We start from the raw sequence: 18,451 nt of genomic DNA on the forward strand, positions 1-18,451 counted from the left end.
TTTTCACCGTCCACGAGGGCGACACCGTAGCCATTACGACTGGTGTTACTCGTATTGCCGACGTAGCCAATGTTCATGTGCTCCGTCGTTGAGAGTTTACCTCCATTGGTAATCAATAATTTACCGTGATTCTGATCTCCAACGATAATATGGTTGGTCGCAACGGATGAATTAGCACCGTCGATGGAAAGTAGACCCTCTCCCGTTTCGTAAAATTCGCCGACGCGTAATCCAGCAATACCGGTGATTTTGCTACCGTTATGTACATTCAGTATGCCGGTACCGCCCTCCAGACCAATTTGAATTAACGAATTATTCAGTTCCCAGGTTGCGCCATTGGTTAATGTCACGGAGCCTGTCGCCGCACGGCCAATTTCCGCCCCTGTTGTTGTCAGAATATCCCGCCCGTCAATGATCATTGATCCGGCGCTAGCGTCTCCAACACGTAATGTACTGAAGTTATTCCAGTAACTCTCAGTATTTTCTGTGTTAGAAAGGGTGAGTGTGTCATTATTATTAACAAGGACAATACTGTTGCCTCCGGTCGGAGGGGTAACAGCTAACAGATTGATATTATCCACATTCGCTGCGGCGGCAGTTTGTACAGCCAGTGCCACAGCGATTGCGAGCATTGATTTTGGGTGGTGCAAGTATTTAATTTTCATAATTGTCTCTTCCATAAGAGAGTGCCTGGTGTTGAAAATAACATTTCGTCTTTAAAACAATCTCTTAATGCTTTTATGTTGAACGCGATATAATATGTGTAAATAAATATTGTTTATCTAAGGCATATTTTATTTGCATCATTGAAAATAACGAAATGGTTTTATCTTTGAATTATTGGAACCTTTAATAGGTTTTATCTATTTAATATAATGTTTATTTTCTTATATAAGATCTTATATGTTTTTTTTGCAAGTAATATATCTTATTAAGGCTATTTAAAATAATAGGAATTGTACAAATAATTATCCTTATACAATGAGATAATGGATAGGCAGGATGAGTCATTTTCATTGTCAAAGGAATGACTCATCGGCTAGTCATTTGACGGGTAATCATTACTTAAATGCCACGAGGCGTATTTTTTAGGAATACTGTAAAAAACAGATACACATTAGTTTGATCTTGATCAATTAACGTGAGAGGAAACCGTGAATTCTGCTCACGATTTACCCTTGTTTATGCCACTTTCGCGCAGGTATACAGTAAACGACAGTCTTTGCTACTATGACTGAAGATCATCTTTTTCTCTTGGGGAACCTGTGAAAAAACAGATATTTCTTTTGTCGCTTGGTGTTGCGCTGGTGGGATGTGACAACAGCGCAACGCCGCTCTCCTTTACGCCGGAAATGGCCAGCTTTTCTAATGAATTTGACTTTGATCCCTTACGCGGGCCGGTAAAAGATTTCAGCCAGACGTTGCTTAATGAGAAGGGAGAAGTGACGAAGCGCGTCAACGGTACGTTGTCTGAAGAAGGTTGTTTTGACTCGCTTGAGTTACACGATCTCGAAAACAATACCGCTGTAGCGCTGGTGCTGGACGCGAACTATTATCGCGATGCCGAAACGCTGGAGAAAAAGGTGCGTTTGCAGGGGAAATGTCAGTTGGCGGAACTGCCGTCAGCGGGTGTCGTCTGGGATACCGATGATAATGGTTTTGTGGTTGCGGCAACGGGAAAAGAGATGAAAGTCCAGTACCGCTATGATGCGGAAGGGTATCCGCTCGGCAAGACCACGATCAGCAAGGACCAGACATTATCCGTCAGCGCGAAACCCTCGACCGATCCGCGCAAGAAGCTGGATTACACGGCGGTGAGTCTGCTTAACGATCACCCTTTGGGGAACGTTAAACAGACCTGCGACTATGACCGTCATGCCAATCCCACCGACTGTACGCTGGTGATCGTCGATGAAAGCGTCAAACCCGCGGTCGAGCATAACTACACGATCAAAAATACCATCGATTACTATTGAGAGGACCGCGCAGCGGTTACTGCGCGGTAGGTTTTAGCATCGTCGATCCCGGCGAGCGATGCTCTGCCAGGTACTGATGCTGGAAGATACACATCCGGATCGTATTGCGATATTCCCCGTTGATAAAGAATTCATGAATCAGCTCGCCTTCGACCATAAAGCCCAGCTTACGATAGATGTGGATCGCCTTTTCGTTCTCTTTATCAACGATGAGGTACAGCTTATAGAGGTTAAGTACGGTAAATCCGTAGTCCATCGCCAGTTTAGCGGCCCGTGAGGCGAGACCTTTTCCCTGATATTCCGGGGAAATAATGATCTGAAATTCAGCCCGACGGTGGACATGGTTAATTTCAACCAGTTCGACCAGGCCCGCTTTTTCGCCATCACATTCCACGACGAAACGACGTTCGCTTTGATCGTGAATGTGCTTATCGTAGAGATCGGACAACTCGACGAACGCTTCGTAAGGCTCTTCAAACCAGTAGCGCATCACGCTGGCGTTGTTGTCGAGTTGATGGACAAAACGTAAATCTTCACGCTCCAGCGGGCGCAGCTTAACACTGAGGGCGCTTGTCATACTTAATCCTTAATGTCTTTTTAACGCGTTATATCAAGGGGCAATCACGCGACCGGTGCGACGATCCAGACAGCGCAGGGTGTTCGGTTCCCAGTACGCATTCAGGTTGGCGCTCTGTTCGCAGCTGTCGCGGTTATCAAAGGCGGCATCCGCTTTATCCCACTCTTTTTCCGCGCGTTTGTTCACTTTCTGACGCAGACTGCGCGTGTCATCCCACTGTTCTTTTTGCATGGCCGCCTGTTGACGGCTCAGGGCGCTATCGCCTGATTCAATCACCAGTCGGCTGGTCTCAGCCTGCGCGGTCGCGGTGTAGACGACAGCACCCAGCAGCAGCATTGCCGTCAGGCACAGGCGTTTGCGAAGCGTAATGTTCATGGCAAGTTCCTTTTATGAGCGACGCAAAAAGCATCATTTGCAGGCAAATTCTACACCATTCCTTGCGCAGGGCATACCCGCCGCAAGGTTATGGATAAGATCGGAGGATTATGGCGTATCATGCCTGAACCCCAGGTCAATGAACGATTCAGATGCTTAAAACCACGCTGCTTTTTTTTGCCACTGCGCTTTGCGAAATTATCGGCTGCTTTCTGCCCTGGCTCTGGCTGAAGCGGGGGGCCACCGTCTGGTTGTTGTTACCCGCAGGCGTTGCGCTGGCGCTTTTCGTCTGGATGCTGACGCTGCATCCTGCCGCCAGCGGTCGGGTGTATGCCGCATACGGTGGCGTTTATGTCTGTACCGCACTGATCTGGCTGCGCGTGGTCGATGGCGTCAAACTCAGTCTGTATGACTGGAGCGGGGCGCTCATCGCACTGTGCGGAATGCTGATTATTGTAGCGGGATGGGGGCGCGGCTAAGCGTTCTCTGCGCAAGATGTGTCATGCTCTTGGCGTATGACATGTGTCATTTCTCGTAAATCTCTCTTTATTCTTATTTAAATTCAATGGATTAAGATGTCTGCTGTTTCTCTGTTCAGGCATCCGCCAGACGTTTTCCCTGAAAAGCCTCCTTTTTATAGCTCGTGATTTTTTGTGATCAAGATTGAAAAACAAACCGTTCATACTTGTATGGTAGTATATGTATTGCGTAGATTCTCACCATCACCACACAGAACCAGGAAGAAAAAATGAAGATTGTAGGGGCTGAGGTTTTTGTCACCTGTCCGGGACGTAACTTTGTCACACTGAAGATTACGACCGAGGACGGTATCACCGGTCTTGGAGACGCCACGCTGAATGGACGTGAGTTATCCGTCGCGTCTTACCTGAAAGATCATCTTTGCCCACAGTTGATCGGTCGGGATGCGCACCGCATCGAAGATATCTGGCAGTTCTTTTATAAAGGCGCGTACTGGCGTCGTGGCCCGGTGACCATGTCTGCTATCTCCGCCGTCGACATGGCGCTGTGGGATATCAAAGCGAAAGCCGCCAACATGCCGCTGTATCAACTGCTTGGCGGCGCATCACGCGAAGGGGTGATGGTTTACTGCCACACCACCGGTCACACCGTGGATGATGTGCTGGAAGACTATGCACGCCATAAAGAGATGGGCTTCAAAGCCATTCGCGTTCAGTGCGGCGTGCCAGGTATGAAAACCACCTACGGCATGGCAAAGGGAAAAGGGCAGGCCTATGAACCCGCCACGAAAGGACAGTGGCCGGAAGAGCAACTGTGGTCGACGGAAAAGTATCTTGATTTCACGCCGAAACTGTTCGAGGCGGTGCGCAATACGTTCGGCTTTAACGAGCATCTCCTTCACGACATGCACCACCGCCTGACACCCATAGAAGCGGCGCGCTTTGGTAAAAGCATTGAAGATTATCGCCTTTTCTGGATGGAAGATCCGACGCCTGCCGAGAACCAGGAGTGCTTCCGATTGATCCGTCAGCACACGGTGACCCCGATTGCCGTCGGTGAAGTCTTCAACAGCATCTGGGACTGCAAGCAGCTTATTGAAGAACAGCTCATCGATTATATCCGCACCACGATCACCCATGCGGGCGGGATCACCGGCATGCGTCGCATCGCCGACTTCGCTTCGCTCTACCAGGTGCGTACCGGTTCACACGGCCCGTCCGATCTTTCTCCGGTTTGTATGGCCGCTGCGCTGCATTTTGACCTGTGGGTACCGAACTTTGGCGTGCAGGAATACATGGGCTATTCCGAACAGATGCTGGAAGTCTTCCCGCACAACTGGACCTTTGACAACGGCTATATGCATCCGGGCGAGAAGCCGGGACTGGGTATCGAGTTCGATGAAAAACTGGCGGCGAAATATCCCTATGACCCCGCCTATCTGCCGGTTGCCCGGCTTGAAGATGGCACCTTGTGGAACTGGTAAGTTAACATTTATACGACACGGATGTTGTTCACCTCTGAACCAACGAAGGTAATTATTTATGGTTAGTTCCGTTGATATTAAAAATGATGTTGATAGCAAACCCGTAGTTCGTCGCGTCGCTTCTGCTTCAGCGATTGGTACAGCTGCTGAATACTATGACTTTTTTGCCTATGGCACTGCGGCAGTGCTGTTCTTTGGTCACCTGTTTTTCCCCAGTGACGATCCGTTAATCAGTACGCTGGCCGCATTTGCCACTTATGCGGTGGGCTTCCTGGCAAGGCCTTTGGGCGGAATTGTCTTTGGACATATCGGCGATAAAGTGGGGCGTAAAAAAGCGCTGGTTATCACGATACTGATTGTCGGGCTCGGGACATTCTGCATTGGCTTATTGCCAACGTACGAAAAAATCGGTGTCTGGGCACCCGTTCTGTTGATCTTCATTCGCGTACTCCAGGGGTTTGGTGTCGGGGGTGAACAGGCCGGGGCGGTCTTGATGACGGCAGAATATGCCGAACCTAAACGGCGCGGATTCTTTGCCAGTTGGGTACAAATTGGTGCGCCGGTCGGCTTTTTGTTACCGATGGCACTGTTTGCACAGCTCAATGCCACCTTATCTCCTGAAGCAATGATGGATTACGGCTGGCGTATTCCGTTCCTGCTTAGTCTGCTGCTGGTGATCGTTGGCCTGTTTATTCGCCTGAGAATCGATGAGTCTCCTGTCTTTGCGCAGATTCGTGAGACGAAAGCAGAAGAGTCCCGTCCACTCATTGAAGTCATCCGCGATTTTCCTGGCATCGTGGTAAAAGGCGTCTGCGCAAAACTGATTGAAGCCTGTACGTTTGCCATGTTCACGGTAATCGTCCTGGCGTACGGCAAAGCCAATAATCTGGATGCCAATATCTTAATGGAAACCATGATTATCGCTGTGGTGATCGAAGTGCTTGCCATACCCATGATGGGGGCGCTGTGCGACAAAATTGGTCGTAAGCCGGTGTATATCATGGGCGCGCTGATTCAGGTCATAATGATTATTCCGTTCTTCCTGGCCATTAATCAGGACAATTTCTGGCTGACGCAGCTGGTGATGATTATCGTCATTAGCTTTGGCCATAGCATGTGCTACGCACCGCAGGCATCGTTCTTCCCGGAGCTGTTCCCGACGCATATTCGCTGCAGCGGCATCGCTTTAATCTGGCAATTGGGTTCACTGATTGGCAGCGGGGTGCTGGGGCTGGTGGCAGTGAAGATTTTGCAGATGACCGGTGGGCATTACTACGGGTTAGCAAGCTATGTGATTGTTCTCGGCATCATTTCTGTTATCGGCTTGCTCATGATGCCTGAAACGGCGCCACAGCGACTCAAGCGTGAATACCAGGAGTGGCGCAAGCACGATTAAGAGGATTGTCACCTAATGGCTGCAGGGATGCAGCCATTACTCAGCCCAGGGAACCTGCCCTGGGCGTCAGGCTCAGCATCAGGAATCGCATCCTGTCACATAACTTTCAAATGATGTTATACCAATTGGCAAAATATTAATTCAAATCAAAACATACAACCATACAGGCGTTACTCTGGAACCGTCCTGATTTCATTCAAAGTAGGTCATACAATGCAAAACAAGCTCTTAACGGCAAAAGCGACGCTTCCTGACTACGATCGCAACCGACTGTTCCCGCGTATTGTTCATCTTGGTTTTGGTGCTTTCCACCGTGCGCACCAGGGCGTCTATACCGATATCCTGGCGGCGGAGCACAACAGCGACTGGGGATATTGCGAAGTGAACCTGATCGGCGGGGAACAGCAGATCGCCGATCTCAAACATCAGGATAATCTCTATACCGTGGCGGAAATGTCTGCCGATGCCTGGACCGCGAGAGTCGTGGGGGTGGTGAAAAAGGCGCTGCATGCTCAGGTTGACGGGCTGGAGAGCGTGCTGGCGGCGATGTGTGAACCACAGGTTGCGATTGTTTCACTGACGATTACTGAGAAAGGGTATTGCCATTCCCCGGCGACAGGACAACTGATGCTGGATCACCCGATGATCGCAGCCGATCTGCAAAACCCACATCAGCCGAAATCTGCGCCGGGTGTGGTGGTTGAAGCGCTGGCGCGCCGTAAAGCGGCGGGCTTAGCCGCCTTCACCGTGATGTCCTGCGACAACATGCCGGAAAACGGTCACGTGATGCGTAACGTGGTCACCGCTTACGCGCGTGCCGTGGACGCCGAACTGGCCGCATGGATCGAACAACACGTCACGTTCCCGTCGACGATGGTTGACCGCATTGTTCCGGCCGTCACCGCTGACACGCTGGATAAAATTGAACACCTGACCGGCGTGCGCGATCCGGCCGGTGTGGCCTGCGAGCCATTCCGTCAGTGGGTGATTGAAGATAACTTTGTTGCCGGCCGTCCGCAGTGGGAAAAAGCCGGGGCAGAACTGGTCTCTGACGTGATCCCGTTTGAAGAGATGAAACTGCGGATGCTCAACGGCAGCCACTCATTCCTCGCGTATCTGGGCTATCTCGCCGGGTATCAGCATATCAACGACTGCATGGGTGATGAAAATTATCGGGTGGCTGCCCGCGCACTGATGCTCAACGAGCAGGCGCCCACGCTGAAAGTGCAGGGGGTGGATCTCACCCGCTATGCAGACCTGCTTATTGAACGCTACAGCAACCCGGCGCTGCGTCACCGTACCTGGCAGATTGCGATGGACGGTAGCCAGAAATTACCTCAGCGGATGCTCGATTCAGTACGCTGGCATCTGGCACATAACAGTCGTTTTGATTTGCTGGCGCTGGGCGTGGCGGGCTGGATGCGCTATGTCGGCGGCGTGGATGAGCAGGGAAATGCCATTGAAGTCAACGATCCGCTTCTGCCAGTGATCCAACAGGCGGTACAAAACAGTGCGGAAGGCGCAAGCCGTGTTGAAGCGCTGCTGGCTATTGAGGCAATCTTTGGTAACGAACTGCCGCAGGTCGCGTTATTCACGCAGGCCGTGAAAGACGCGTATCAGACGCTGCTGGCGGAAGGGGCGAAAGCCACCGTGGCAAAGTATGCAGCAAACGTGAAGTAAATGCCTCAGGACTGCCGGATAATCAAGGCATTATCCGGCACTCACACCATTAGTTCATGCCGAGACGAATCAGTTCTACCGGGGCAAATTTGCCTTCACAGCCTTCCACTTCGACTGTTTTTTCACGACGAATTTGCGCCGCATCCAGGCCTTCGGTCTCAATCGCTTTAATGCGACCGGTATGGCCGGTGCCACTGATCATCACACGGCTGCCTGTGGTGATTGCGTTACGGTTACGATCGTATGTCATCATGGTATTTTCTCCTTTCTAACTTACCGTCAAAGCCCGTGGGCTCAGGTCCCACGTAACGGGCGCTATATAAATACGCTTATCAGTCAGGATTTTTTTTGTTTTTGATCAATCTCACATCTTTTTTGATGTAGACATGCAGGGGGACGGAGAGACCTCATCTCACGAGAGATGAGGCAGGGGAATTACTCTTCGCTGAACCAGTCGCTGTTTTCCTGGCGGATCAGCAGGACCGACTCGCCGATTTCTTGCAGATGTTGAGTCATGGCTTTCTCGACAGCATCGGCGTCATGTTTTTCCAGGGCTGAAAAAATATCGAGATGCTGGCGAAGCAACATTTCTGGTGGAGAGACGTGATCAAGACTCATATAACGCACACGGTCGATGGTGGCTTTGATATTTTCGATGGTGTCCCAGGCCAGTTGGCAGTCCGCAATGGTTGCTAGCTTCTGGTGAAAATTGTCATCCAGCTCGAAGAAATCATTCAGCTGTTTGCGCTCAATCGCAATCCGCTGCTGATTAAGATTCTGTTCAAGCTGATAGCACTGACTGTCGGTGATTTGGGCTGCGGCCCGCCGCGCCACCGCGCATTCGATAGCCTGACGGACAAAACAGCCGTTTCGCACCTGCGAGAGGGAGATCTTGTTGACGTAGCTGCCGCGCTGCGGACGGATCTGAATCAAGCCGTTTTCCGCGAGCTTAATAAACGCTTCGCGCACCGGTTGGCGAGACACATCGAAGCGAACAGACACCTCTTTTTCGGACAGCGGCGTGCCTGGCGCAATGAGGCAGTGCACGATGTCACGGCGAAGAATGCGATAAATCTGCTGATTTACGGGCTGTGTAGGATTGAGTTGCGTTTCGACGGTCATTCGCTCTTACTTTTTAGAAAATTAACCCACAAATTCTACCACTTTTTTGTCGCGAGCTATACCCGGCCCGCGGGCCGGGAGGCAAATTAACCGCGATGAACGCTCAGTCCGGCAAAAGATTGCGTCACTGGCATCATTTCTACCGTATTGATGTTCACATGGGCAGGCAGGGTGGCGACCCACCAGACCGCTTCGGTCACATCTTCCGGCGTCAGCGCCGTAGTGTTCTCATAGGTTTTTCCCGCTTTATTGTCATCGCCTTTAAAGCGCACGTTAGAAAACTCGGTGCCGCCCACCAGACCCGGCTCGATATCCGTGACGCGAACGGCCGTGCCGTGCAGGTCGGTACGCAGGTTCAAACTGAACTGACGTACAAACGCCTTGGTCGCGCCATACACGTTGCCGCCAGCATAAGGCCAACTGCCTGCGGTAGAGCCGATGTTGATGATATGCCCACGGTTACGCTCGACCATGCCCGGCAGGACGGCGCGGGTCATGTAAATCAGCCCTTTGTTGTTGGTATCGATCATGGTTTCCCAGTCTTCCACGCTGGCTTTATGCGCAGGCTCCAGACCCAGCGCCAGCCCGGCGTTGTTGACCAGCAGGTCGATGTCACGCCACTCGGCAGGTAACGATGCCAGCATCTCTTCAATGGCTGCGCGGTTACGCACATCCAGTTGCGCGATCAGCACGTTATCACCCAGCGACTCTTTTAACTCTTGCAGGCGTTCCTGGCGACGGCCAGTGGCAATGACTTTATGCCCGTTCTCAACAAAACGACGTGTAATGCATTCACCAAAACCTGCGGTTGCTCCGGTTACTAAAACGATCATCTCACTGTTCCTCAACGCTTTTTACGTTTGACTACCATAGCATGTGATCCGCTCTCACGGGTAACCCTGGTTTTACAGGATTGCGGTCTTTTACCCTGAAGCCTACTCTATTGAACAAATCGTTTTCAGGAGTGAAAGATGTCGTTAACGAATCCGTTCTTTAGCCACAGCCTGTTACCGTATCAGGCGCCCCGTTTTGATTTGATTAAAACGGAACACTATCGTCCCGCCTTTGACGAAGGGATCAAGCAAAAGCGCGCGGACATCGCCGCCATAATTGCTAATAGCGCGGCCCCGGATTTTGCCAATACGGTTCTCGCCCTGGAGAAAAGTGGTGAGCTGTTAACCCGCGTCACCAGCGTCTTCTTCGCCATGACCGCGGCACATACGCATGATGAACTTCAGCGTCTCGATGAGGCGTTTTCTGCCGAGCTCGCGGAACTGGCGAATGATATCTGGTTGAACCGCGCGTTGTTTTCCCGCGTTGATTGCGTCTGGCAACAACGTGATGCGCTGGGGCTCGACGATGAATCCGTGCGTCTGATCGAGGTGACACACCAGCGTTTTGTTCTCGCCGGGGCCCAACTGAGCGATGCCGATAAAGCGCAACTCCGGGCGCTCAATACCGAAGCCGCGACGCTCACCAGCCAGTTTAACCAGCGCCTGCTGGCGGCGAATAAATCTGGCGGACTGGTAGTCGATTACGCCCATCAACTGGAGGGGCTCAGCGCGGAAGAGATCGCCAGCGCGCGACAGGCGGCGAGCGAAAAAGGGCTCGCCGAGGGATGGCTGATACCACTGCTGAATACCACGCAACAGCCGGCATTAAGTGCACTGCGCGATCGCCAGACCCGGGAGAATCTGTTTAACGCCGGGTGGCGTCGTGCCGAAAAAGGCGATGATAATGACACGCGTGCGCTGATTCAGCGGCTGGTAGCCCTGCGCGCCCGCCAGGCGCAACTGCTGGGGTTTGCCGATTATGCATCGTGGAAAATCGCCGATCAGATGGCAAAAACGCCGGAGGCCGCGCTGGCCTTTATGCGCGCGATTGTCCCTGCTGCGCGCCAACGGGCGCTGAGTGAACTGACCGATATCCAACAGGTAATTGACGATGAACAGGGTGGGTTTACCGCGCAGGCCTGGGACTGGTCTTTTTATGCCGGGCAGGTGCGGCGTGCGAAATACGCGTTAGATGAATCACAGCTCAAACCGTATTTCGAACTGAATACCGTTCTGCACGAAGGGGTGTTCTGGACCGCCAACCAGCTGTTTGGCATCAAATTCATCGAGCGCTTTGATATTCCGGTCTACCATCCGGATGTGCGCGTCTGGGAAATCTTCGATCATAACGGTGTTGGGCTGGCGCTTTTTTACGGCGATTTCTTTGCCCGGGATTCGAAAAGCGGCGGTGCCTGGATGGGCAATTTCGTCGAGCAGTCGACGCTCAACGAAACCCAGCCGGTTATTTACAACGTCTGTAATTATCAGAAGCCCGCCTCAGGACAGCCCGCGCTGTTACTCTGGGATGATGTCATCACGTTGTTCCATGAGTTCGGCCATACCCTGCACGGACTGTTTGCGTCACAGCGCTATGCGTCGCTGTCGGGAACCAATACGCCGCGTGATTTCGTCGAGTTTCCATCGCAAATCAATGAACACTGGGCGAGCCATCCGACGGTGTTTGACCGCTATGCCCGCCATGCGGTCACCGGCGAAAAAATGCCAGAGGCGTTACAGGACAAAATGCGTAAGGCCAGCCTGTTCAATAAGGGGTATGACATGAGCGAACTGCTTAGCGCCGCGCTGCTGGATATGGGCTGGCACCGTCTGTCTGTTGACGAACCCCCTCAGGACGTTGAAACATTTGAAAAACAACGGCTGGCGGCGGAGCAACTCGATTTTCCGGCGGTGCCGCCGCGCTATCGCAGCAGCTATTTTGCCCATATCTTTGGGGGCGGTTACGCGGCAGGCTACTATGCCTATCTGTGGACGCAAATGCTGGCGGATGACGGCTATCAGTGGTTTGTGGAGCAGGGCGGACTGACGCGTGAGAACGGCCAGCGGTTCCGTGACGCGATTTTATCACGGGGCAACAGTGAAGATTTAGAACGCCTTTACCCGGCATGGCGGGGTAGTGAGCCACAGATCGAGCACATGCTCAAACATCGTGGCCTGGCGGGATAACACAATCGACACTTCATTATTAGCAACTTGATGTACAATGCGGGCTCCTTTTTCCGGAGTCCGTATTGTACATGCCTGTTTTCCTGCCTTTCTGCGCTGATATCCTTCAGGCGACTTTCTGCTCATGAAAGCGTCCGCGCCACTCCTTCTTTCTTCTGCTCTGCTGCTGACTGGTTGTAGCAACAGCACCTTATCGCAGTTGAATATGCCTGCCGAACAGAGTGCGCAGGCGGTGGTGGGGTACTATGCGCGCGGTATCGATCCGATGATCCACCAGTATATGCAGGAAAAGCAGGTGAGCGGAATGGTGGTTGCGGTCATTCAACATAACGGACCCGCTGAGTTCCACAGTTACGGTGTGACCGACAGCCGACATCAATATCCGATCACCCCGGACACGCTGTTTGCGCTGGGGTCGCTGAGTAAAGGGGTAACGGCCGAAATCACTACCGTGCTGGTGAATCAGGGTGTGCTGCACTGGAACGACACGCTGGCGCAGCTTCTGCCAGCAGATACGCCGCTGAGCGATGACGCCAGAAAGATTACCCTGCTGCAACTGGCGACGCATACCTCCGGCCTGCCCAGACAGCCGATGGATCTGCTGACTCTGGAAAATCTCCTGCGCTATTTCAGTTCGGGGGAGAATTTCTATACCCAACTGGATAACGATACGGTGCTGACTTCTCTTGCCGACTTCACCGCGCCCGAGGCACGCGTGCCGCACTATTCCAATATCGGTTACGCGCTGCTCGGTTTCATCGTGCAGCATCGTACCGGCGAGTCGATCCCGTCGCTGGCGAATCGTCTGATTTTCCAGCCATTACAGATGAACAACAGCAGTTTTGAGCCCATGACGCTCAACGCCTATCCGTATCGCGCATTAGGTCACGCGGGAGATCAGCCCAAGCTTATTCGACGCGGTGAACTGACGCCTGACTGGACGTTTAACCACAATATGGTCGGGGCGGCGAGTTTATACAGCAGTGCGCGCGATCTGGCGGGCTATGCGCGAGCGCATTTTGCCACGCAAGACAATGCCGGGCTTGCCCGTGCATTTGCGGACGTCGCCAGAACCCAGTTTTATCGTCAGAAAGAAGCCGCAAATATTGCATGGGTAACCGATACGTTAGCCGATCGTCAGATCACATATCAGGTCGGATATATTGGCGGTTATTCCAGTTATATTGGCTTTGATAAAAAGAACCAGAATGCGGTGGTGGTTCTGCAAAATAGTTTTAACTGGAGTAATTATCTGGGGCACACCATTCTCAGTCAGTTAGCTCCGCGGTAAATTAAACCGCTAGTTGACGTTTTCGCTGCCAATAATTCGTGGTGGGTTGCCGCCTTTACAAAACAGGCGGTTTATTGACATTAACCTGCACTCGATATGCTACATTCCCTTCAACAAATTGATTAATGGATTAAAGCAGTGACAACCGGAGGTAATATGCAGCTGTTCATGGGCAAGAAATTACAGAGAAAACGCTGGAATTCCCGTCCCGAAACGCAGGACTTACAGAATACACGCTCTGTTGAGCCGTGGTCTTCCCGTACTGCATCTTGCCAGAGTAAAAAAGAGTGGAAACGAGAAACGCCTCAATCTTAGCGCCTGCCGTTTAACATTCATTGAGAATCGGCGTGGTAAGGTGTAAGTGATCCATTGTCGCTGCCGGGAGTGGCGGGACGGTGGAAAAAGTAAAATACAAATCTATCCATGCAAGCATTCACCGTCGGTTATCCGGCGGTTTTTTTTGCCCGTCAGCCATAAAAAATGGCCCCTTGTGCAGTGATGCGACAAGGGGCCTTATCGGTTCAGGACTTTCTCCGTTCATTAGTCATCCCATTTGTGGCTGAAATACGCGGCCAGAAATCCAGAAAATAAAATAATCCCCAGAACGGCCATAAAAACGTTCATATTACCCAGCATGTTTGCCTCCATTTAATGAGTAGTGTGTTTCCTCGCTTACCTTAATTTGGTTGGTGAAAGAGATAATAGCAGCTTTAACCTAAACAAAAGCTGAATTAGGTGATTATTTAGCGATAAGCGTAAATTTCTTTCGATATTGTGAAGGAGACAGACAATACATGTGGCGAAAATGGTGGCGAAATAACGCGGCGCTGCCAAAACCAGTTTGTTCCGCGATCAATTCCACGCTGAGCGGTGAGTTTTCCAGGTAATCGCGCGCCCGTAATAAGCGTTCGTTGAGGATCCAGCGTGCAGGCGTGGTGCCGGTACAATCGGTAAAACGACGCAAAAACGTCCGCGGACTCATCCCGGCGCGTTTGGCCAGCGAGGCGGTATCGTGATTCACCGTCAGATTCTGATGCAGAAAATCAAACAACTGGCCCAGCGTCTGACTTTCACGCTGCCGGGCAACGGGGCGCAGAAGCTGCTGTGGCTGTGCGCCATCGCGATGGGGCTGCACCACCAGCCGTCGGGCAACGCTGTTGGCAACCTCAAGACCATAGTCCTCGCGGATCAGATAAAGACACAGATCGATCCCCGCTGCGCTGCCCGCCGAGGTCAGCAACAGTCCGGCATCATGGTAGAGAACGTCATCAAGCACCTCGATAGCCGGAAAACGCTGCCGGAGCGTGTCCGTGTAGCGCCAGTGAGTGGTGGCCTTGCGCCCGTCCAGCAACCCTGTCGCTGCCAGTACAAACACGCCAGAACAGATCGACAACAGACGGCAACCTCGCGCCCACGCGGCACGCAGCGCGGTACACAAGGCTTCGGGTACCGGCGCGTCGCTGCCTCGCCAGCCGGGAACCACAACGATATCGGCCTCAGCCAACAGTTCCAGTCCCCCATCCACCATCAACCGCACGCCGCCGGTCGCGCGGAGTGGACCGGCATCGACCGACGCGACGGCAAAACGATACCAGTCCGCGCCCAGTTCCGGGCGCGGCAGACCAAAGACTTCGACCGCTACGCCAAACTCGAAGGTGCACAGTCCGTCATAGGCGAGTACGACCACAAGCGGGCGCGGCGATTTTGGCAGAATCCTGGTGTTTTTTGGCATGGTCGAAGGCGGTACGTCAGCTCAGAGATGGTTAAATTATTGTAAACATAATCGTCACTGAGGAGAAAGTAGAATGAGTCATGTCACTGAGTTTCCCGCCGCCGCATCCACCGTTGCGGTCAACCATTTCCTGTCGCGTCTGAGTCTGGAAACCGATTGTGCCGACGTCCATGAGAGTATGCGCAAGGGGGAACCCGATTTCGTCTTACTCCACGTGGTGGGAAAACCGGAGGCGTTTGCACGTCGTCATCTTCCCGGGGCGATTCATCTGCCGCACGCCATGATGACCGCCGAACGGATGGCGCAGTGGCCTGCGGATACGCTGTTCGTGGTTTACTGCGCCGGACCTCACTGTAACGGTGCCGACCGGGCGGCATTAACGCTCGCCAGACTGGGCATACCGGTAAAGGTCATGATTGGCGGCATCACCGGATGGGAAGATGAAGGGTTCGCGTTTTCCTGTCTTGCGGAGTGAAGATGAATTTTTTTCATAAGCCATGAATTTATCTCGTTTGCCTGTCCGACAAGGGTATGTCAATTTGGACGCATAGACATCCAGAAGTCTAAATATTCAAATAAGAAACTATCACGTCAGGCAACCTTTGCCTGACGACGAAGGAGATCACATGCAAAGACAACAGGCCCCATTTCGCGCAGAAGTCGTTGGCAGCTTTTTACGTCCCGACGATATCAAAGTGGCTCGTCAGCAGTTTTCACGCGGCGAGTTAAGCGCACCACAGCTGCGCGCCATTGAAGACGACGCCATTCGTCGGGTGGTCGAACAGCAGTGCGCCTGTGGTCTGCATGTGGTGACGGACGGCGAGTTCCGTCGCGCCTGGTGGCATTTTGATTTCTTCGATGGTTTGCAAGGGGTTGAACGTTATGACTCACAGCAGGGAATTCAGTTTAACGGCGTACAGACCAAAGCACATGGCGTTCGGGTCACGGGTAAACTGGCGTTCGGCGATCATCCGATGCTGGAAGATTTTCGCTATCTGAAGAGCATTAGCGGTAACGCCCAGCCGAAGATGACGATTCCCAGCCCCAGCGTGTTGCACTTTCGCGGCGGACGTAAAGATATCGATGCCACGGTCTATCCGGATCTGAAGGACTATTTTGACGATCTGGCGACCACCTGGCGCGATGCGATCCACGCTTTCTATGCCGCAGGTTGTCGCTATTTGCAACTGGATGACACGGTGTGGGCTTACCTCTGTTCCGATGCTCAGCGCCAGCAAATTCGCGAACGTGGTGACGACCCTGATGCGCTGGCGCGAATTTACGCCGATGTGATCAACCGGGCGCTGGCGGAAAAACCCGCCGACATGACGGTGGGACTGCACGTATGTCGCGGCAACTTCCGTTCAACCTGGATCTCTGAAGGCGGCTATGAACCGGTTGCGGAGATCCTGTTCGGCAGCGTCAATGTCGATGCTTTCTTCCTGGAGTACGACAACGATCGCTCTGGCGATTTTGCGCCGCTGCGTTTTATCCGTCCTGGCCATCAGCAGGTGGTTCTGGGACTGGTGACGACGAAAAATGGTGAACTGGAAAACCCGGATGGCGTAAAAGCACGCCTGCAGGAAGCGGCACAATATGTCGACCACGCGCAAATTTGTCTCAGCCCGCAGTGCGGCTTTGCCTCAACGGAAGAGGGGAATTCGCTCACGGAAGCCCAGCAGTGGAACAAAATCAAACTTATCACCGAAATAGCTCAACAGGTCTGGTAAGTTGCCTCAATAATGCACACCGCGTTGCACATAAATAATGCAACGCGGGTACATTGTGGAGCATCCCCCGCGCGAAGCCTTGCAGGCCGCGCACGCCAACGCTTTTTCCTTTCTGCCTTCGTCCTGGCATCCTTTTTGCCTTATTCCTCCTGAACTCTTTTTTGCGCCGTGTTGTTTGTCGGTAGCACCAGAACTCACAGCATTTTTATTTTCAGGAGTGAAATTATGCAGCGTCGTACCTTACTCAAAGCGTTTGCCCTCTCGGCCTCGGTGGCTGCGATGGGACTCAGTTTTAGCGTTCAGGCCGCCGATACCATTAAAGTGGGCATTATGCACTCACTGTCCGGCACGATGGCGATCTCCGAAACACCGCTGAAAGATGTGGCCCTGATGACGATTGATGAGATCAACGCCAAAGGGGGCGTATTAGGCAAAAAGCTGGAACCGGTGGTGGTTGATCCGGCTTCGAACTGGCCGCTGTTCGCCGAGAAAGCCCGACAGCTGTTGAGCCAGGATAAGGTGGCGGTAGTGTTTGGCTGCTGGACCTCCGTGTCGCGTAAGTCAGTATTGCCGGTTTTTGAGGAGCTGAACGGCCTGCTGTTCTACCCTGTACAGTACGAAGGGGAAGAGATGTCGCCGAACGTCTTCTACACTGGCGCGGCACCCAACCAGCAGGCGATCCCGGCGGTTGAATACCTGCTGAGTGAGGATGGTGGGAGCGCCAAACGCTTCTTCCTGCTGGGCACCGACTATGTTTATCCGCGCACCACCAACAAGATCCTGCGTGCGTTCCTGCATTCGAAAGGGGTTGCGGATAAAGACATCGAAGAGGTCTACACCCCGTTTGGTCACAGTGATTACCAGACCATTGTCGCCAATATCAAAAAATTCTCCGCAGGTGGCAAAACGGCTGTCGTTTCAACCATCAACGGCGATTCCAACGTCCCGTTTTATAAAGAGCTGGCAAACCAGGGCCTGAAAGCCACCGATGTTCCGGTGGTCGCGTTCTCGGTGGGTGAAGAAGAACTGCGCGGGATTGATACCAAACCGCTGGTTGGCAACCTTGCCGCCTGGAACTACTTCGAATCGGTCGATAACGCCACCAACCAGAAATTTGTTGCCGATTATCGTGCGTACGCCAAAGCCCATAAGCTGCCAAATGCTGACACCGTGGTGACAAACGATCCGATGGAAGCCACGTACGTGGGTCTGCATATGTGGGCGCAGGCCGTCGAAAAAGCCGGGACGACAGATGTCGATAAAGTCCGGGCGGCAATGGCCGGACAGTCCTTCCCGGCACCGTCGGGCTTTACGCTGACGATGGATGCCACCAACCACCATCTGCATAAACCGGTGATGATTGGCGAGATTGAAGGCAACGGTCAGTTCAACGTCGTCTGGCAGACTGAAGAACCGGTTCGCGCCCAGCCGTGGAGCCCGTTCATTGCCGGTAATGACAAGAAATCAGAACAACCAGTGAAAACCGCCAGCAACTAAAATCAACCGCTTCGGCGGGGGCAGACGGCGACATGCCCGATGGCGCAAGCTTATCGGGCCTACACCGAGCAGGGTTAAGCAGATGTAGGCCGGAT

The 18,451-nt window shown here is 52.7% G+C and carries 18 protein-coding genes and 1 pseudogene; 10 read left to right on the forward strand and 9 right to left on the reverse strand.

The window, feature by feature from the left end:
- Positions 1-680 (reverse strand): annotated as a pseudogene (locus OGW13_RS03775) (autotransporter outer membrane beta-barrel domain-containing protein); the annotation flags it as partial.
- 585 nt (positions 681-1,265) lie between these two features.
- On the opposite strand from OGW13_RS03775, the gene OGW13_RS03780 reads away from it, so the two are divergent.
- The gene (locus OGW13_RS03780) at positions 1,266-1,976 is read left to right on the forward strand and encodes a YnfC family lipoprotein (RefSeq protein WP_043000746.1); all 711 of its coding nucleotides are present in this window, start codon (positions 1,266-1,268) and stop codon (positions 1,974-1,976) included.
- A 16-nt stretch (positions 1,977-1,992) separates the two neighbouring features.
- Here OGW13_RS03780 and speG read toward each other — a convergent pair whose 3' ends face one another.
- Both speG and OGW13_RS03790 read right to left on the reverse strand, forming a co-directional pair.
- Positions 1,993-2,553 carry a spermidine N1-acetyltransferase gene (gene speG, locus OGW13_RS03785; RefSeq protein ID WP_043000745.1) on the reverse strand — a complete coding sequence of 187 codons (561 nt, stop codon included), beginning with the start codon at positions 2,551-2,553 and terminating at the stop codon, positions 1,993-1,995.
- Positions 2,554-2,586: 33 nt separating this feature from the next.
- Positions 2,587-2,928: a DUF1283 family protein gene (locus OGW13_RS03790; protein ID WP_044326672.1), complete on the reverse strand. Its 342-nt coding sequence runs from the start codon at positions 2,926-2,928 to the stop codon at positions 2,587-2,589.
- 152 nt (positions 2,929-3,080) lie between these two features.
- On the opposite strand from OGW13_RS03790, the gene OGW13_RS03795 reads away from it, so the two are divergent.
- The 4 genes from OGW13_RS03795 (at position 3,081) to OGW13_RS03810 (ending at position 7,967) form a co-directional block, all read left to right on the forward strand.
- Complete coding sequence (locus OGW13_RS03795; protein WP_044268057.1) at positions 3,081-3,407, forward strand: YnfA family protein; 327 nt, start codon at positions 3,081-3,083, stop codon at positions 3,405-3,407.
- Positions 3,408-3,676: 269 nt separating this feature from the next.
- Positions 3,677-4,891, forward strand: a complete 1,215-nt coding sequence (gene rspA / locus OGW13_RS03800; protein WP_043000742.1) for a starvation-sensing protein RspA — start codon at positions 3,677-3,679, stop codon at positions 4,889-4,891.
- A gap of 58 nt (positions 4,892-4,949) precedes the next feature.
- Positions 4,950-6,287, forward strand: coding sequence for an MFS transporter (locus tag OGW13_RS03805; protein WP_287115716.1), 1,338 nt, complete (start codon positions 4,950-4,952; stop codon positions 6,285-6,287).
- A gap of 213 nt (positions 6,288-6,500) precedes the next feature.
- The gene (locus OGW13_RS03810; RefSeq protein WP_287115717.1) at positions 6,501-7,967 is read left to right on the forward strand and encodes a mannitol dehydrogenase family protein; all 1,467 of its coding nucleotides are present in this window, start codon (positions 6,501-6,503) and stop codon (positions 7,965-7,967) included.
- A 49-nt stretch (positions 7,968-8,016) separates the two neighbouring features.
- Here the strand turns inward: OGW13_RS03810 and ydfZ are convergent, their stop codons facing one another.
- The 3 genes from ydfZ to ydfG form a co-directional block, all read right to left on the reverse strand.
- Positions 8,017-8,220, reverse strand: coding sequence for a putative selenium delivery protein YdfZ (gene ydfZ, locus OGW13_RS03815; protein WP_042319125.1), 204 nt, complete (start codon positions 8,218-8,220; stop codon positions 8,017-8,019).
- Between the two features lie 182 nt (positions 8,221-8,402).
- On the reverse strand, positions 8,403-9,089 hold the full coding sequence (locus tag OGW13_RS03820; RefSeq protein ID WP_043000739.1) for a GntR family transcriptional regulator: 687 nt from the start codon (positions 9,087-9,089) through the stop codon (positions 8,403-8,405).
- Positions 9,090-9,175: 86 nt separating this feature from the next.
- The gene (gene ydfG, locus OGW13_RS03825; protein WP_043000738.1) at positions 9,176-9,922 is read right to left on the reverse strand and encodes a bifunctional NADP-dependent 3-hydroxy acid dehydrogenase/3-hydroxypropionate dehydrogenase YdfG; all 747 of its coding nucleotides are present in this window, start codon (positions 9,920-9,922) and stop codon (positions 9,176-9,178) included.
- Positions 9,923-10,060: 138 nt separating this feature from the next.
- Here ydfG and dcp point away from each other — a divergent pair, with 138 nt between their 5' ends.
- Together dcp and OGW13_RS03835 are read left to right on the forward strand one after the other, a co-directional pair.
- Positions 10,061-12,106: a peptidyl-dipeptidase Dcp gene (gene dcp / locus OGW13_RS03830; protein WP_287115721.1), complete on the forward strand. Its 2,046-nt coding sequence runs from the start codon at positions 10,061-10,063 to the stop codon at positions 12,104-12,106.
- 124 nt (positions 12,107-12,230) lie between these two features.
- Positions 12,231-13,397 (forward strand): serine hydrolase domain-containing protein, encoded by a 1,167-nt coding sequence (locus OGW13_RS03835; RefSeq protein ID WP_099434132.1) that lies wholly within the window; start codon positions 12,231-12,233, stop codon positions 13,395-13,397.
- 433 nt (positions 13,398-13,830) lie between these two features.
- On the opposite strand, the gene OGW13_RS25815 is transcribed toward OGW13_RS03835, so the two are convergent.
- From OGW13_RS25815 to ftrA, 3 genes are all read right to left on the reverse strand, one after another.
- Entirely contained in the window at positions 13,831-13,938 is a 108-nt protein-coding gene (locus OGW13_RS25815; protein WP_224267578.1) for a hypothetical protein, read from the reverse strand.
- Positions 13,938-14,033 carry a protein MgtS gene (gene mgtS / locus OGW13_RS03840; RefSeq protein WP_000901367.1) on the reverse strand — a complete coding sequence of 32 codons (96 nt, stop codon included), beginning with the start codon at positions 14,031-14,033 and terminating at the stop codon, positions 13,938-13,940. Before mgtS ends, OGW13_RS25815 begins: the two co-directional genes overlap by 1 nt.
- A 103-nt stretch (positions 14,034-14,136) precedes the next feature.
- The gene (ftrA, locus tag OGW13_RS03845) at positions 14,137-15,129 is read right to left on the reverse strand and encodes a transcriptional regulator FtrA (RefSeq protein ID WP_043000736.1); all 993 of its coding nucleotides are present in this window, start codon (positions 15,127-15,129) and stop codon (positions 14,137-14,139) included.
- A gap of 73 nt (positions 15,130-15,202) precedes the next feature.
- Here ftrA and OGW13_RS03850 point away from each other — a divergent pair, with 73 nt between their 5' ends.
- The 3 genes from OGW13_RS03850 to urtA all read left to right on the forward strand — a co-directional run bounded on the left by OGW13_RS03850 (position 15,203) and on the right by urtA (position 18,356).
- Positions 15,203-15,604, forward strand: coding sequence for a rhodanese-like domain-containing protein (locus tag OGW13_RS03850; protein WP_044258864.1), 402 nt, complete (start codon positions 15,203-15,205; stop codon positions 15,602-15,604).
- A gap of 151 nt (positions 15,605-15,755) precedes the next feature.
- Complete coding sequence (locus tag OGW13_RS03855) at positions 15,756-16,859, forward strand: cobalamin-independent methionine synthase II family protein (RefSeq protein ID WP_054177040.1); 1,104 nt, start codon at positions 15,756-15,758, stop codon at positions 16,857-16,859.
- 225 nt (positions 16,860-17,084) lie between these two features.
- Complete coding sequence (gene urtA, locus OGW13_RS03860; RefSeq protein ID WP_043000733.1) at positions 17,085-18,356, forward strand: urea ABC transporter substrate-binding protein; 1,272 nt, start codon at positions 17,085-17,087, stop codon at positions 18,354-18,356.
- The last annotated feature ends 95 nt before the right edge of the window (positions 18,357-18,451 follow it).

It is taken from the genome of Citrobacter sp. Ca225, assembly GCF_030337175.1.
Classification (GTDB): Bacteria; Pseudomonadota; Gammaproteobacteria; order Enterobacterales; family Enterobacteriaceae; genus Citrobacter_A; species Citrobacter_A amalonaticus.